Genomic DNA, 14,505 nt, shown 5'->3' with positions numbered 1-14,505 from the left:
GCGGGGAACCGCGCGAAGACGAGGACAGCCCCGCACCCGAAGTGCGACCGCAAGGGGGCACCACCCAGGGGCGCGGGGAACTGCGCACCCACGGACGTACCCGCACGGCAACAGGTACGCCCAGGTGGGGAACCCCCAGGGGCGCGGGGAACTGCGCGAAAACGAGGACGGACCCGCACCCGAAGTGGCGACCGTAATGGGGCAGCGCCTAAGGGGCGCGGGGAACTGCGCACCCACGAACGACCTGTGCCGGAACAAGTACGCCCAGCACAGGCAACCCGAGAGCGCGAGCGAAGGCGACCTGCGGGGAACTGTGCACCCGAGAACGACCCGCACGGGAACACGTACGCCCAGCACAGGCAATCTCGGAAGCGCGAGCGAAGGCGGACCGTCAGGGGTGGGGGTGTGGGGGTGAAGGGGGTATCGGGGAGAGGTGGGGGGCGAGGCCCGGCCAGGTGAGGTCCATCAGGGTGGACACCGCTTCGCGGGCCGTGACGGACGGGTCACCGCCCGCCCACACCGCGAGCGACTCCGCCGCACCCACCAGCGCCTGGGCGAGCCCCACGGCCTCACGCCGTCCGAGCGCCGAGGCGCCCCCCGCGTCCCGCGCCGCCGAGACGATCAGCCGGGTGACGAGCCCGACGAGCTCCGTGCGCAGCGCCACGACCTGGTCCGCGGAGGATTCCCCTTGGGCACGGGCGTGAAGGTGGAGGACGGCCCAGCCCTCCGGGTGGCGGACGGTGTGCTGGAAGAAGGCGTGCAACCCGTCCCGCAGCTGCCGCTCCGCGGGATCACCGGCTCGTACGCCGCCTCGCACGGCGGCCAGCAGCGCACCCGCCTCCCGGCGGACGCAGGCGACGAAAAGGTCCTCCTTGGAGCGCAGATAGAGGTGGACGAGCGGCTGGGGGACCCCGGCGAGCTCCGCTATGTCGTCCATCGCGGCGGCGCGGTACCCCTGGCGGCCGAAGACCCGCACGGCGGCGTCGAGCATGTGCCGCTCGCGGACGGCCCGGGGCATCCGTCTGCCCCGCCGGTTCGGCGCGGTCGGGCCCGACGGCAGCGCGCCTCCGCCCCGGACGGGTCCGGCCTCACCGGCACGCGCCGCCGAAGCCCGGGCCCCCGTACCCGTACCTGTGGTCCCACCGGCACCGGCACCGGTGCCCACGCCCGGCCGGCCCACCGGCCCCGTACCGAGGCTCGGCCTCGTAGCCAGGCTCGGCCCCGTACCGAGGCTCGGCCCCGTAGCCAGGCTCGGGCCCGTACCGAGGCTCGGGCCCGTACGGGTACCGGTGCTGTGTCCGCCTTCTCGTTCCATGCCCGCCCTCTCCCCACCGGCTTCGCGCAGCCAAGCCTACGATCTTGGTCCGTATCGTTCCCGGGCTGTACAGGTGGCCGGAAATCGCCCCCGGAAACACCGCGCGGGGCCCGCCGTGGATGGCGGGCCCCGTGTGGTGAGTGGCTGGTGGCCGGGCGGGTCAGGCGACGGCCGGGGCCGGGGTGCGGTCGGCCGGGGCGTCGGAGGAGAGGTCCTCGTCGATGGGGGACGCGGACGCCGTGGTGTACGCGTCGTGGTCCAGGATCTTCTCGCGCGCCGAGACCAGGACCGGCACGAGCGCCTGGCCCGCGACGTTCGTGGCGGTGCGGATCATGTCGACGATCGGGTCGATGGCGAGGAGCAGACCGACGCCCTCCATGGGCAGGCCCAGGGTGGACAGGGTGAGGGTCAGCATGACCGTGGCGCCCGTCAGACCGGCCGTCGCGGCGGAACCGACCACCGAGACGAACGCGATGAGCAGGTAGTCCGCGATGGTCAGGTCGACCTTGAAGATCTCGGCCACGAAGATGGCGGCGATGGCCGGGTAGATCGCGGCGCAGCCGTCCATCTTGGTCGTGGCGCCGAACGGCACCGCGAAGGACGCGTACTCCTTGGGGACGCCGAGCCGCTCGGTGACGCGCTGGGTGAGCGGCATGGTGCCGACGGAGGAGCGGGAGACGAACGCGAGCTGGATCGCGGGCCAGGCACCCTTGAAGAAGTGGACCGGGTTGACCTTCGCGACCAGCGCGAGCAGCGCCGGGTACACACCGAACAGCACGATGAGGCAGCCGATGTAGACGTCGGCGGTGAAGACCGCGTAGTCGCCGATCAGGTCCCAGCCGTAGGTGGCGATGGCGACACCGATGAGGCCGACGGTGCCGACCGGGGCCAGCCGGATGACCCACCACAGGGCCTTCTGAAGGAGTTCGAGGACGGCTTCGCTGAGGCTCAGGATCGGCTGCGCGCGCTCACCGAGCTTGAGGGCGGCGATACCGGCGACGGCGGCCATGAACACGATCTGGAGGACGTTCAGGTCGGTGAACGGCGTGATCACGTCGGTCGGGACGATACCGGTCAGGAAGTCGATCCAGGAGCCGGTGACCTTGGGCTTGCCACCGTCGTCGGCGGTGAGGCCGGTGCCGGAGCCGGGGTTGGTCACCAGGCCGATGAACAGGCCGATCGCCACCGCGATCAGCGAGGTGATCATGAACCAGAGGAGTGTGCGGGAGGCCAGCCGGGCGGCGTTGTTGACCTTCCGGAGGTTGGTGATCGACACCAGGATGGCGAAGAACACCAGCGGGCCGACGGCGAGCTTCAGCAGCCCGATGAAGATGCCGCCCACCTTCTCCAGGGTGGTGAGCAGCCACGAGACGTCGAACTCGCGGGCGACCCAGCCGAGGACGACACCGAGGACGAGACCGAGAAGTATCTGCGCCCAGAAGGGCACCTTGAGCAGCCGTGTGGCCGGGCGGGCCGGCTTCGGCTGTGTGTTCGTGGCGGGGACGGACACGTGGACACACTCCATAGGGGGGTGAACGGGGGGTGCGGGACGGATCAGGGTGCGGCGTGGCCCTGGGGCGGTACGGAGAGATCCCGGGAGCCTTCGGGGGAAGGGCGCGGGACGCGTCGTGGTGCGGGTCCTGACGGGTGGGACGGTGGTCCGGTCCGGGGGTCAGGAACGACGGCAGGCCGCGCGCGGGGGGCGGCGACAGACCGCCGACAGACAGCGGCAGAGGTCGACATGCAGGCGCGCCACGAGCGGGACGCTCAGGGCGGTCATGGGCACGGATCCCATGACGGAGGGGCGCGCGGCTGCGGACTTCATGCCGAGCACGTTAACACTTGTACTTTGAGGCCCTCAAAGACCCGCTTTGACCCCGATGGAGGGGTCCCCGCTCTCGTTGTCATGCCCTGATGGTCCCCAACACCCCCCGGACACACACCACATGATTCAAGCCGCCCCCGCCCCGCTCACCACCCGGAGCCCCGATCCCCCGCCGGGACTGAGACCCACCTCACGCGGATCGCCTTCGCTCGCGCTCCCGAGCTCCGCCCGGCTGGACGCGCATTTCCCTGTGCGGGTAGCTCGGTGGCTGCGCAGTTCCCCGCGGGTCGCCTTCGCTTGCGCTTCCCAGGTCCGTCCGGCTGGACGCACTTCGTTCCTGTGCCGTCGCTCGCCGTTTTCGCGCAGTTCCCCGCGCCCCTTTGGGGCGCACCCTGTCGGTCCTTCGGGTCGGTGCCGGTCGGGATTCTCCGTCCTCGATCCGACGCGCTCGGTAACACGTCCAGTGACCCGGCTGAAGAGCATCGGAGTCTGCGAGCAGAGATTCCCGCCCACCCCCTCCCGCAGCAGGGCGACTGCACGAGGAGGATGGTCCGCAGACAACGGACGACAGCAAGGGGCGCCCCAAAGGGGCGCGGGGAACTGCGCAAAAGACGAGGGCCGGCACGCACCCGAAGAGCGACCGCAAGGGGGCAGCACCTCAGGGGCGCGGGGAACTGCGCACCCACGAACCGCCTGTGCGGGGACAGGTACGTCCAGTACAGGAAACCTACGGGCGCGGGCGAAGGGGACCCGCAGGGGTGGGCGGCGGTAGGACTCGGACGGCCGCCCCCGGAGGGCTCACCCTCCGGCTCGGGCACCGCCCGGGCCGGACCCCGCCTCGTCCGCCAGGTCCTCCTGGCTCGCACTGCGTCCGAACCCCGCCTTCGCCCGGTCCACCCGCGCCGCGATCTGCACGGACGCGGAGTCCCGCTGCTTGCGCAGCACCACGAAGCTGATCGGCGCGGACAGCACCATGGCCAGCAGCAGCAGCCACAGCCCGTTGGAGCTGCCGAGCCCCTGCGGCAGCAGACCCGCGTAGCTGAGCCCCCAGACCGCCGCGAAGCAGCCCGCGAAGATCCCGAGGCGCATCAGTGTGTAGCGGAGCATGTATCCCACTCTTCCGTTCCGACAATGGCCGCATATCAGTGAAGCACTCCGGCCGCGCGCGCCCTCAGCCGGGTGCGCGCCGCCGGAACACCGCTCTGTCCGGCCCGGGACTCACACCCGCATCGGCTGCGGGGACTCCCGGCGGTCCGCCTCGGGGCCGTCGAACTCGCGGATGATCTCGTACCGGGTGTTGCGCTCCACCGGCCGGAACCCGGCGTCCCGGATCAGCTCCAGCAGATCGTCACGGGTGAGCTTGCTCGGCGTACCGAAGTTGTCGGCGTCGTGCGTGATCTTGTACTCGACGACCGAGCCGTCCATGTCGTCGGCGCCGTGCTGGAGGGCGAGCTGCGCGGTCTGGACGCCGTGCATGACCCAGAAGACCTTCACGTGCGGCACGTTGTCGAACAGCAGCCGGGACACCGCGAAGGTCTTCAGCGCCTCCGCGCCGGTCGCCATGGAGGTGCGCGCCTGGAGCCGGTTGCGGATCTTGCCGTCCTTCATGTCCACGAAGTCGTGCTGGTAGCGCAGCGGGATGAAGACCTGGAAGCCGCCGGTCTCGTCCTGGAGCTCCCGCAGCCGCAGCACATGGTCCACCCGGTGACGCGGCTCCTCGATATGCCCGTAGAGCATCGTCGCGGGCGTCTTCAGCCCCTTCTCATGGGCGAGCCGGTGGATTCGGGACCAGTCCTCCCAGTGGGTGCGGTGGTCCACGATGTGCTGGCGGACCTCCCAGTCGAAGATCTCCGCGCCGCCGCCGGTCAGCGATTCGAGGCCCGCGTCGATCAGCTCGTCCAGGATCTCGCTCGCGGTCAGCTTGGAGATCGTCTCGAAGTGATGGATCTCGGTGGCCGTGAACGCCTTCAGCCCGACGTTCGGCAGCGCCTCCTTGAGGGCGCGCAGCGAACGCGGGTAGTACCGCCAGGGCAGCGACGGGTGGAGGCCGTTGACGATGTGCAGCTCGGTGAGGTTCTCGCCCTCCATCGCCTTGGCCAGCTTCACGGCCTCCTCGATGCGCATCGTGTACGCGTCCTTCTCCCCCGGCTTGCGCTGGAAGGAGCAGTACGCGCAGGACGCGGTGCACACATTGGTCATGTTGAGGTGCCGGTTGACGTTGAAGTGGACCACGTCACCGTTCTTGCGGGTGCGCACCTCGTGCGCCAGCCCGCCGAGCCAGGCCAGGTCGTCGGAGGCGTACAGCGCGATGCCGTCCTCGCGGCTCAGCCGCTCCCCGGCGAAGACCTTCGCCTCCAGCTCGCGCTTCAGGCCCACGTCCATTTGCCTCTGCCTCTTCCCTGCCGTGCCTCGGTCGTCTTCCTCGCGGACGCGCTCAACCGTACGCCTAGAGCTCCTCGGGGAGGTCCCCGACCCGGTTCTCCCACTTGGTGGACAGCACGATCGTGGTGCGGGTCCGGGACACCCCCTTGGTGCCCGAGAGCCGCCGGATGGTCTTCTCCAGGCCGTCGACGTCACCGACGCGGACCTTGAGCATGAACGAGTCGTCGCCCGCGATGAACCAGCAGTCCTCGATCTCGCCGAGGTCCCGCAGCCGCTGGGCCACGTCCTCGTGGTCGGCGGCGTCCGACAGCGAGATACCGATCAGGGCGGTGACCCCGAGACCGAGCGAGGCGGAGTCGACGGTCGCCCGGTACCCCGTGATGACCCCGGCGGCCTCCAGCCGGTTGATCCGGTCGGTGACACTGGGGCCGGAGAGGCCGACGAGCCGGCCGAGTTCGGCGTACGAGGCCCTGCCGTTCTCCCGCAGGGCCTGGATGAGCTGCCTGTCCACGGCGTCCATAGATCCGAGCCTTTCATTGTTCAGCAGTGCCGCGAGTTTATGTCCAACATCAAAGGTAAGCGGGCCAGACACCCTGCGAATCCCACTGGCTGGGCGAAGTGAGGCGGCGGGACGGGGCACCGGGGCGGGGCGCGCGGATCGGGGGGCGCGCCCGGCGTACGCCCGGCGCCGGTCCGGCGGGCCCGGGGTTCAGGAGGTGCGCGTGCCTCCCCCGAGCTGTCCCTCCCAGCGCCGGTACAGCCCGTGCGGCACCCCGGCCGCGTCGAGGGCGCGGCCGGCGACGAAGTCCACCAGGTCCTGGATATGGGTGGCGCCCGCGTAGAACGCGGGCGACGCCGGCAGGACCACCGCGCCCGCGTCGTCCAGGGTCACCAGATGACGCAGGGTCTGGCCGTTCAGCGGAGTCTCCCGGACCGCCACGATCAGGGGGCGGCCCTCCTTGAGGGTGACGCTCGCCGTCCGCTGGAGCAGATCCTTGGACAGCCCGAGCGCGACCCCCGCGACACACGCGGTGGACGCCGGCACGATGATCATCCCCTGTGCCGGGTACGACCCCGAGGACGGCCCGGCGGCCAGATCACCGGCGGCCCAGTACCGTACGTCGTCCAGCGCGGGCGGGGGGTACGTGTCCGGCTTGCCGTCGGCGCCCCGCACGAGCCACTGGGTGAGATCCGTGCGCCAGTGGGCGTCCCGGAACGCGATCCCCGTCTCGTCGAGCAGGGTCAGCCGGGAGGCCCGTGACACCACGAGGTCGACGCTCTCGCCCGCCGCGAGCAGGGCCCGCAGCAGCGACGCGGCGTACGGCGTGCCCGACGCGCCCGAGACACCCACGATCCACGGGCGGCGCCGGTTCTTCTCAAGCTGCTCCACACCTTCGAGCCTATCCGGCGCCCGGCGACGCCGTGTGCGCGGTACGGGCCCGGGGCGCGCGGCCCCGGACCCGCTCCCACCGGCCGGGGCGCGGACGCTCAGCCGCCCGGGGAACGCTCCGGCGGGGCATCCGCCCCCGCCCCCTTCGCCGGGGGTCCCGGCGGGTCCTCCAGGAAGCCCGCGGCCGGGGCGAAGAACAGGCTCCCGGTGACCGGGGTGGAGAAGTCGAGGATGCGGTCGTGGCTGGTGGGCCCGGACCCGAGGAACATGTTCCGCAGCATCCGCTCGGTGACCTCCGGGGTCCGCGCGTACCCGATGAAGTACGTACCGAACTCCCCGCTCCCCGGGCGGCCGAAGGGCATGTTGTCGCGGAGGATCTCCCGCTCGGTGCCGTCCGGGTCGGTGATCGTGTTGAGGTCGACATGGGAACCGGGCTGGTCCAGCTCCACGTTGTCGAACTTGCGCCGCCCGACGATCAGCTCCTGCGTCTCCACCGGCAGCGCGTTCCAGGCGGCCAGGTCGTGCAGATACTTCTGGGTGATCACGTACGCGCCGCCCGCGAAGTCCGGGTCCTCGTCCCCGACGACGACGGCGTCGGCCGCGGCCAGGCCCACCGGGTTCTCCGAACCGTCCACGAAACCGAGCAGATCCCGGTTGTCGTAGTAGGAGAAGCCGGGCGTCTCGTCGACGACGGTGACCGCGTCCCGCAGCCGCTCCATGATCAGCGCGGTGAGCGCGAAGCACAGGTCCTGGCGGGTGGCGCGCAGATGGAACAGCAGGTCGCCCGGGGTGGCGACGGCGTGATGGCGGGGGCCCGCCAGCTCGGTGAACGGATGCAGCGCGGCGGGGCGCGGCCCGTCGAAGAGCCGGTCCCAGGCGGCGGACCCGATCCCGGCGACACAGCTCAGGCCCCCGCCCGGGTACCCGAAGCCGACCGAACGCTCCAGTCCGGCCAGGTCGGCGAGCAACTCCCGTACGGCTTCCTCGCCCCCGTCGTCGACGGTGACGACGAGGAACAGGGCGGACGCGGTCAGGGGCGACAGAACGGACTGCGTGGGTGGAACTGCTTGCGATGCAGGCACGGATGTTCCCTTCGCGAAGCGGCACGTGGCACATTCCGTACCCACCGGCGCCCCCGCTCTCCCCCGGATTCCCCGCCGGCCGCCCGGCCGGTCCCGGGGCGTGCCCCGGGTCGCCGTCCCGGCGCGGGTCCCGTCGGCGGGCGCGGACGGAGGTCGGCGCAGGTCGGCGGAACACCCGGGGGTCCTCGCGCGTTGGAGGGGCTGGGGAGCCTGCGGTGGGCGGGCGGGGTGCGGACCACGACGAACTACGACGAACACGGGGAGGCCGTCATGGCACTCGGCGCACTACGGAACAGCTCCGCGCGCGGCACCGTGTCCGCCGTGAAACTGATGGCCGTATGGGTCGCGTTCCTGTGGCTGCTGGAAGCGGTCGACACCGCGCTCGGCCACTCCCTGGACGATCACGGCATATCCCCGCGCGCGGCGGGCGAGCTGTGGGACGTCGTCCCGGCGGCGTTCCTGCACAGCGGCTGGGACCATCTCGCGTCGAACACCGTGCCGCTGCTGATCCTCGGGTTCCTCGCCGCCCTCGCCGGGCTCGGCGTCTTCGCGGGCGTGGTCCTCACGATCATCGTGACCAGCGGGCTGGGCGTCTGGCTGACCTCCCCGGAGAACACCGTCACGCTCGGCGCCTCCGGTGTCGTCTTCGGGCTCTTCGGCTATCTCGTGGTGCGCGGCTTCGTGGACCGCAGACCGTGGGATCTCGTGATCGGCGTGGTCGTGGCCGTGTTCTACGGCTCACTGCTGTGGGGCGTGCTGCCCACCGACTCCGGCGTCAGCTGGCAGGGTCATCTGTTCGGGCTCGTCGGCGGTGTCCTCGCCGCCTTCGTCTTCCGCCGCTCGCGCCCCGCCGTCACCGTCTGAACCGTCACGCTCCGAACCATCACCGTCCGCCAACCCCCGGCGCAGCAGCGCGCGGAAGCATCCGCACGGCGCGCGCCGCGGTCGTCCCGGCCCGGGGTACGCCGGATGACAGGGGATCACGGGGCACGGCACACTGTCCGGCAATCGACCGGACGGAAGGGGGCCCTGTGAGTGCGCCCACGGTGCGTCGGCGCAGGCTCGGAGCGAAGTTGCGTGCCCTGCGCGGTGATCTCACCCTCGACGAGGTGGCGGAGCGGTCGAAAGGCGGGTTCATCACCTCGAAGCTGTCGCGGATAGAGACCGCCCGCAGCTCGGCGAAGGCCACCGACGTGGAAGCCCTGCTCGACCTCTACGCGACGCTCGGCCGGGACGTGACCGACGAGTTGCGCGCCGCGATGGTCACCCTCACGAAGGACAACACCCAGCGCGGCTGGTGGCACTCCTACCGGGGCGTGCTGTCCCCCGTCTACGAGGACCTGATCAGTCTGGAGGCGGAGGCGGAGTCCGTCTCGACCTGGCATCTGGGGGTGATCCCCGGGCTGCTCCAGACCGCCGAGTACTCCCGCGAGATCATCCGCGCGACCGCGATGACCGAGGCGATCGAGGCCCGGGTGGACGCGCTGGTCGAGGTACGCCTCGCCCGGCAGGCCGTCCTCACCCGCGATCAGCCGCTGGCCCTGTGGGCGATCATCTCGGAACAGGCCCTGCGCTCCGGCGTCCCGGGCAACGGCGTGATGTACGAGCAGCTCGGCAAGCTGCTCGCGATGGGCCGCCGGGCGAACGTCAACATCCAGATCCTGCGGTCCGACGCGCCCCTGCACGCGGGCCAGATGGGCTCGTTCAGCATCCTCGGCTTCGGTACGCACGCCGATCTCGACGTGGTCCACGCGGAGAGCCTGACGGCCGCCCTGTACATCGAGGAGCCGGACAAGGTGGCCATGTACCGGGACGCCGTGCAGCGGCTCACGTCCGCCGCCGAGTCGGTCGAGGCGTCCGTGGGGCTCATCGCCGAGATAAGGAAGGGCCATGAGCCATGCTGAGAACGCCGCCGCGCTCGCTGTGAGCTGGCGGAGGTCGTCGTACTCCGACAGCGGCTCGAACTGCGTGGAACTGGCGGTCCTCGCCCCCGACACCACGGCGATACGCGACAGCAAGAACCCCTTCGGCCCCGCGCTGCTGCTGAGCCGTCTGCCGACGACCGGCTTCGTCACGGCGCTGCGGGACGGCCGCCTCGGCACCACCCGGTGACCGGGTGGTGGGGGGTGAGCCTGGGGCGGTGTCGGTGCCCGGGGCGGGGTGAGCGTGGCGGTGGCGGGTGCCCGGACCGGGGTGGTGCGCCTTCCGCGATTCGGGCACGGTGTCGTGGGGCGTGAGGTACGCCGCGCTGGAGTGCTCCCGCGCGCCCTGTCCCGTCGGCACCGGCTTCCGTAACGTGAATCCCCCGGGCCCTGAGCGCCGGGCACCAAGCACCGGGACCCGCCCGGATCAACACGGATGAGGACAGTGCCATGCTTCTCGACGCACACGACGGCGACGGCCCCGAAGACGACGGCGACGGGCACCCCGGGCAGCCGTGGCAGCCCCCGCAGGACCCACCGTCCCCCGACGGCAGCACCCCGGAAGGCGACGGCAAGCACAAGAAGTGACCGGCGACGAGACGGAACGGCGGGCCCGCTCCGACTGGACGGCGCTGGGCCGGGCACTGCGTGAACGCGGCGTCCTGACCGCCGACTGGGCGCCGTCCTTCGAAGCGGTCCCCCGGGCCGGGTTCCTGCCCGAGGTGATGTGGCCGTACGACATGGCGTCCCGGACGAGCGCCGTGTGCGACCGGAACGCCGACCCCGCGCGCTGGTACGCCGCCGCGGCCACCAACGTGCCCATCACCACCCAGTGGGACGACGGCAGGCACACCGGGACCGCCCCCGGACGGGTACCGACCTCGTCGTCGTCCATGCCCAGCGTCGTCATGGAGATGCTGGCCGCCCTCGATGTGCGCGACGGCCACCGGGTCCTGGAGATCGGTACCGGCACCGGCTGGAACGCGGCCCTCCTCACCCACCGGCTCGGCGGGGACCGTGTCGTCACGGTGGAGGTCGACGCGACGGTGGCCGCGAGCGCCCGGGCCGCCCTCGACCGCGCGGGACGGCATCCCACAGTCCACACCGGCGACGGCCTCCTTGGGCACCCGGACCAAGGCCCGTACGACCGGACCGTGATCACGGCGGGACTGCGCCAAGTCCCTTACGCGCTGGTGGAGCAGACCGTCCCCGGCGGGCTGATCGTGATGCCCTGGGGTTCGTCCCTCACCACCGCCGACCGCTTGGTACGCCTCGTCGTCGCCGAGGACGGCCGCACCGCGTGCGGCCACCTCACCACCCCGGTCGAGTTCATGAAGGCACGCTCCCAGCGCGTCCAGGTCGACCAGGGCGCGTATCTGCCCGACGGGTTCCCGGGCGGCGCCACCGCGTCGTCCACCGGACTGACCGCGTCGGAAGCCGGGTTCGAGGAACCGTGGTCGCATCCGTTCATGACGGTCGCGGGTCTCCTCGTCCCCGACTGCCTGCTGCTCCGCGACCGCCGGGGCGACACGGTGAGCGTCTGGCTCTACGGACTGACCGACCGCTCATGGGCCGCGGCCCTGCTCACCGACGGCGTCGCCCGGAGCACCGTGCACCAGAGCGGCCCGCGCCACCTGTGGGAGGAACTCACCGGCGCCCACCGCTGGTGGACCGGCCACGGTTCTCCGTCCGCCGAACGCTTCGGCATCACGGTGACCCCCGAGGGCGGGACGGCGTGGCTGGACGATCCGGCGCGGACGGTGTGAGGGACGGCCGCACCGGCCACGCCGTGGGACGCGGAGCGGTCAGTTCGCGGCGAGTGCCCGGAGTGCGAGTTCCACCTGGTGGTCGATCGAGCTCGGCCCGCCGTCGGGCATCAGCTGCACGATGCGGATGAGTCCGAGGAGTTGGTAGGCGATGTCCTCAGGAGTCACATCGGGGGCGAGGGTCCGGTCGGTGCGGGAGCGGTCGACGGCGTCCTGACCGATCTTGGTGAGGTGGGCGAGGCATCGCTCAAGGTCGGCGTCCGACGGTGGTCCGCCGGCCAGTACGTCGATCATCGCCTGGTTGGCGGCGAGGGCGTCGAGCGTGGCCGTGAAGAACGCGCGGAGGCCGTCCGTCGCGGACTTGCCGGCGGGCAGGGCCGCGTGCGCGAGCGCGGCGAGGTCGGTTCCGGTCACGGCCCGTACGAGGTGTTCCCGGGTGGGGAAGTGCCGGTAGAGGGTGCCGACGCCGACACCGGCCGCGGCGGCCACGGCCCGCATGTCCACGGCCATGCCGGACCGGCGGAACGCCTCGCCCGCCGCGGCCAGGATGCGTTCCTTGTTGGCGGCGGCGTCCCGCCGCTGCTTGCGGTCCTGTGGCATCCCTCCACTATAGCGATTCGGAACACCTGTTCCGGTTGCTGCTATCTTCAAACGGAACAGGTGTTCCGGTATGAGGAGGCACAGCCATGATGCGAACGATCGTGATCACAGGCGGCACCGACGGCATGGGCGCGGCCCTGGCCCGCCACTACCTCACCGCGGGCGACCGCGTCATCGTCATCGGCCGGAGCCGCCCCAAGTTCGACGCGCTGGTCGCGGCCGTGACCGGCGAGGACCCCTCCGCGGCGGCGCGGGCCGAGTTCATCGCGGCCGACCTGTCCCTGGTCGCCGACGCCCGCCGCGTGATCGGTCACCTGCGGGCGCACCACCAGCGCGTCGACGCCCTGGTGCTGGCCGCGTCGTTCATCCGGCGGCACCGGCAGGTCACGGCCGAAGGACATGAGGCGTCCTGGGCGCTGTTCTTCCTCAGCAAGTACCTGCTCGTCACCGGGCTCGCGCCGCTGCTGCGCGCGTCCGGACGGCCGGTGATCGTGAACACCGCCGTCCCTGGCGCCCGGGCCGATGCCGTGGACTTCGCGGACCTGGAGATGACACATGGGTTCACCTTGAAACGCTCCAACGCCCAGCAGCGCCGCGCCAACGAACTCCTCGGCATCCTCGCCACCGACGACAACCCGGACCTCGCCTACCTCACCTGGGGGCCGGCCCGTCTGGTGCGCACCAGCTTCGCCGGTGAGGTCGGCCGGGGCATGAGGATCACCGCCGCCGTTCTCGGCAAGCTGCTGGGCCAGGACCCGGAAGCCGCGGTCCGACCCGTCATCCGCGTCGTCGACGACCCGAAGCCGGGACGGGCCGCCTACCGCGGCGCCACCCCGCGCGCGCTCACCGTCGGCGCCCATGACGCGAAGGACGCCGCCCGGCTGGCCGCCGCGGTCACGGAAACCCTGTGAGCCCCGCTGTCCTGGGCAGGCCTCGGCGGTCCGTCGGGTCCTCCGTTACGTCCAGACTCACCGGATGCCCCGGCGGAGATGTGAGCCCCGAGTGTTCAGGACCCGGCCCGAACGCGGTGCGAAGTGCCACCGCCGTGTCGGGGCGTGGCCACCCGGGCGCCCCGGACTCCCCCCACCGCAGTACGAGCGAGTGCCCGCCGGGCCGACGGCCCGGCGGCGCGCCGACCACCCGGCGGGCATCGCGGGACAGGGTCCTACGAACGGCGGGCCAGCAGGTGGGCGTCGAGGAAGCCCCGTTCGGAGGCGGGGTCGTGGAGCAGCTGGGCGAAGGGCACGAGCCCGGCGTCGGTCAGCAGTTGGGCGAGACGGTCCGCCGGCCAGCTGTAGGCGGGCGTCACCTTGTGGTCGAAGCGGACCGGTTCCGGTCCGTCGGTTCCGAAGAAGGAGACGAGGAGCAGGCCGCCCGGTGCCAGGACGCGTACCTGCTCGGCGAGCAGCGCCGGGAGTTCCACCGGCGGGGTATGGATCATCGAGTAGTGGGCCAGTACGCCACCGAGCGCGCCGTCCTCGATCGGCAGGGACTCCATCCGCCCCTCCTGGAAACGCAGCGCCGGATGGGCCCGCCGGGCGTGGTCGACCATGCCGGAGGAGAGGTCGAGCCCGAAGGCGTCCAGGCCCAGTTCGTTCAGCATGGCGGTCAGATGTCCGGGCCCGCACCCGACGTCCGCGGCCCGCGGGTTGCCTGTCGCGCGCACCAGTTCGGCGAAGGTGTCGATCATGGCCCGGGTGAACGGCTGTGTCTCCAGCCTGTTCGCGAACAGTGATGCGTACAGCTCGACGACTCCGTCGTAGGCCGCCCCGGTCCCGTCCTGATGATTCGCCACGGGCAGGACCCTACAACAGGTCCGACGATCGGTTTTTTTCCGGACCGGGGTGCCTCAGACCGCCCTAGCGCTCGGCCGACCGTGCGCCGTGTTCGGCGGCGAGCGCGGTGATACGGGACGCGAGAGCCGTGTCCCGCGCGGTGATCGCGCCCCCCGCGTCATGCGTGTTGAGCGTGAACGTGACCGTGCCGTAGAGGATGCGGATGTCGGCGTGGTGGTCGGCCTCGTCCTCGGCCGCGGCGACGGCCGCGTACAGGGCGGGCAGGGCGCTCCGGTCGGACGTGAAGGCGGCGGTGAGGCCGCTGTCCCCGGCGGTCCAGCCGGGCAGGGCACCGAGCGCCTGGTCGAGTTCGGAACTGCTCAGGGGAGACGCGGACATGTGGGGTTCCTTTCGGTCGGATCAGACGGTGATCGGTCGCAGTCCCAGT

Annotated in this window: 16 protein-coding genes; 6 read left to right on the top strand and 10 right to left on the bottom strand. The window is 71.6% G+C overall.

Features of this window, described 5'->3' with window-relative positions; translation table 11 throughout:
• Positions 1-391: 391 nt before the first annotated feature.
• The 7 genes from OG711_RS23045 to OG711_RS23015 form a co-directional block, all read right to left on the bottom strand.
• Positions 392-1,018, bottom strand: coding sequence for a TetR/AcrR family transcriptional regulator (locus OG711_RS23045; RefSeq protein ID WP_073792979.1), 627 nt, complete (start codon positions 1,016-1,018; stop codon positions 392-394).
• Positions 1,019-1,475: 457 nt separating this feature from the next.
• On the bottom strand, positions 1,476-2,840 hold the full coding sequence (locus OG711_RS23040; RefSeq protein WP_073792980.1) for a dicarboxylate/amino acid:cation symporter: 1,365 nt from the start codon (positions 2,838-2,840) through the stop codon (positions 1,476-1,478).
• 1,098 nt (positions 2,841-3,938) lie between these two features.
• Complete coding sequence (locus tag OG711_RS23035) at positions 3,939-4,247, bottom strand: DUF4229 domain-containing protein (RefSeq protein WP_073792982.1); 309 nt, start codon at positions 4,245-4,247, stop codon at positions 3,939-3,941.
• A 111-nt stretch (positions 4,248-4,358) separates the two neighbouring features.
• Positions 4,359-5,522: an aminofutalosine synthase MqnE gene (gene mqnE / locus OG711_RS23030; protein WP_073792983.1), complete on the bottom strand. Its 1,164-nt coding sequence runs from the start codon at positions 5,520-5,522 to the stop codon at positions 4,359-4,361.
• 64 nt (positions 5,523-5,586) lie between these two features.
• Entirely contained in the window at positions 5,587-6,042 is a 456-nt protein-coding gene (locus tag OG711_RS23025) for an Lrp/AsnC family transcriptional regulator (RefSeq protein WP_073792984.1), read from the bottom strand.
• Positions 6,043-6,231: 189 nt separating this feature from the next.
• Positions 6,232-6,912, bottom strand: coding sequence for a UbiX family flavin prenyltransferase (locus OG711_RS23020; RefSeq protein WP_073792985.1), 681 nt, complete (start codon positions 6,910-6,912; stop codon positions 6,232-6,234).
• A gap of 98 nt (positions 6,913-7,010) precedes the next feature.
• Positions 7,011-7,994: a Dyp-type peroxidase gene (locus tag OG711_RS23015; RefSeq protein ID WP_329560241.1), complete on the bottom strand. Its 984-nt coding sequence runs from the start codon at positions 7,992-7,994 to the stop codon at positions 7,011-7,013.
• A 270-nt stretch (positions 7,995-8,264) separates the two neighbouring features.
• Here OG711_RS23015 and OG711_RS23010 point away from each other — a divergent pair, with 270 nt between their 5' ends.
• The 5 genes from OG711_RS23010 to OG711_RS22990 all read left to right on the top strand — a co-directional run bounded on the left by OG711_RS23010 (position 8,265) and on the right by OG711_RS22990 (position 11,682).
• The gene (locus tag OG711_RS23010) at positions 8,265-8,858 is read left to right on the top strand and encodes a rhomboid family intramembrane serine protease (protein ID WP_073793097.1); all 594 of its coding nucleotides are present in this window, start codon (positions 8,265-8,267) and stop codon (positions 8,856-8,858) included.
• Between the two features lie 167 nt (positions 8,859-9,025).
• Positions 9,026-9,898, top strand: a complete 873-nt coding sequence (locus OG711_RS23005; protein ID WP_073792987.1) for a helix-turn-helix domain-containing protein — start codon at positions 9,026-9,028, stop codon at positions 9,896-9,898.
• Positions 9,885-10,106, top strand: coding sequence for a DUF397 domain-containing protein (locus OG711_RS23000; protein WP_073792988.1), 222 nt, complete (start codon positions 9,885-9,887; stop codon positions 10,104-10,106). Before OG711_RS23005 ends, OG711_RS23000 begins: the two co-directional genes overlap by 14 nt.
• A gap of 260 nt (positions 10,107-10,366) precedes the next feature.
• Positions 10,367-10,504, top strand: coding sequence for a hypothetical protein (locus OG711_RS22995; protein ID WP_266516722.1), 138 nt, complete (start codon positions 10,367-10,369; stop codon positions 10,502-10,504).
• The gene (locus OG711_RS22990; protein ID WP_329560240.1) at positions 10,501-11,682 is read left to right on the top strand and encodes a methyltransferase domain-containing protein; all 1,182 of its coding nucleotides are present in this window, start codon (positions 10,501-10,503) and stop codon (positions 11,680-11,682) included. The genes OG711_RS22995 and OG711_RS22990 overlap by 4 nt, the downstream gene beginning before the upstream one ends.
• Before the next feature lie 39 nt (positions 11,683-11,721).
• On the opposite strand, the gene OG711_RS22985 is transcribed toward OG711_RS22990, so the two are convergent.
• A complete protein-coding gene (locus OG711_RS22985) occupies positions 11,722-12,282 on the bottom strand; it encodes a TetR/AcrR family transcriptional regulator (protein WP_329560239.1) in 561 nt (186 codons plus the stop codon).
• 86 nt (positions 12,283-12,368) lie between these two features.
• Here OG711_RS22985 and OG711_RS22980 point away from each other — a divergent pair, with 86 nt between their 5' ends.
• Positions 12,369-13,193 carry an SDR family NAD(P)-dependent oxidoreductase gene (locus OG711_RS22980; RefSeq protein WP_329560238.1) on the top strand — a complete coding sequence of 275 codons (825 nt, stop codon included), beginning with the start codon at positions 12,369-12,371 and terminating at the stop codon, positions 13,191-13,193.
• Positions 13,194-13,447: 254 nt separating this feature from the next.
• Here the strand turns inward: OG711_RS22980 and OG711_RS22975 are convergent, their stop codons facing one another.
• Positions 13,448-14,077 (bottom strand): class I SAM-dependent methyltransferase, encoded by a 630-nt coding sequence (locus OG711_RS22975; protein ID WP_329560237.1) that lies wholly within the window; start codon positions 14,075-14,077, stop codon positions 13,448-13,450.
• 64 nt (positions 14,078-14,141) lie between these two features.
• Positions 14,142-14,456 carry a 4a-hydroxytetrahydrobiopterin dehydratase gene (locus OG711_RS22970; protein ID WP_329560236.1) on the bottom strand — a complete coding sequence of 105 codons (315 nt, stop codon included), beginning with the start codon at positions 14,454-14,456 and terminating at the stop codon, positions 14,142-14,144.
• Positions 14,457-14,505 lie beyond the last annotated feature (49 nt).

It is taken from the genome of Streptomyces uncialis, from assembly GCF_036250755.1.
Lineage (GTDB): Bacteria > Actinomycetota > Actinomycetes > Streptomycetales > Streptomycetaceae > Streptomyces > Streptomyces uncialis.
Note: the sequence above shows the minus strand (reverse complement) of the source record. Positions and strands in the feature narration are given on the sequence as shown.

Excerpts from the sequence above, each read along its gene's own strand:
- OG711_RS22985 (WP_329560239.1), bottom strand. The coding sequence starts at position 12,282 with ATGCCACAGGACCGCAAGCAGCGGCGGGACGCCGCCGCCAACAAGGAA.
- OG711_RS23010 (WP_073793097.1), top strand. The coding sequence starts at position 8,265 with ATGGCACTCGGCGCACTACGGAACAGCTCCGCGCGCGGCACCGTGTCC.
- OG711_RS23000 (WP_073792988.1), top strand. The coding sequence starts at position 9,885 with ATGAGCCATGCTGAGAACGCCGCCGCGCTCGCTGTGAGCTGGCGGAGG.
- OG711_RS23040 (WP_073792980.1), bottom strand. The coding sequence starts at position 2,840 with ATGGAGTGTGTCCACGTGTCCGTCCCCGCCACGAACACACAGCCGAAG.
- OG711_RS22980 (WP_329560238.1), top strand. The coding sequence starts at position 12,369 with ATGATGCGAACGATCGTGATCACAGGCGGCACCGACGGCATGGGCGCG.
- OG711_RS22995 (WP_266516722.1), top strand. The coding sequence starts at position 10,367 with ATGCTTCTCGACGCACACGACGGCGACGGCCCCGAAGACGACGGCGAC.
- OG711_RS23025 (WP_073792984.1), bottom strand. The coding sequence starts at position 6,042 with ATGGACGCCGTGGACAGGCAGCTCATCCAGGCCCTGCGGGAGAACGGC.
- mqnE (WP_073792983.1), bottom strand. The coding sequence starts at position 5,522 with ATGGACGTGGGCCTGAAGCGCGAGCTGGAGGCGAAGGTCTTCGCCGGG.
- OG711_RS23035 (WP_073792982.1), bottom strand. The coding sequence starts at position 4,247 with ATGCTCCGCTACACACTGATGCGCCTCGGGATCTTCGCGGGCTGCTTC.
- OG711_RS23045 (WP_073792979.1), bottom strand. The coding sequence starts at position 1,018 with ATGCCCCGGGCCGTCCGCGAGCGGCACATGCTCGACGCCGCCGTGCGG.
- OG711_RS22970 (WP_329560236.1), bottom strand. The coding sequence starts at position 14,456 with ATGTCCGCGTCTCCCCTGAGCAGTTCCGAACTCGACCAGGCGCTCGGT.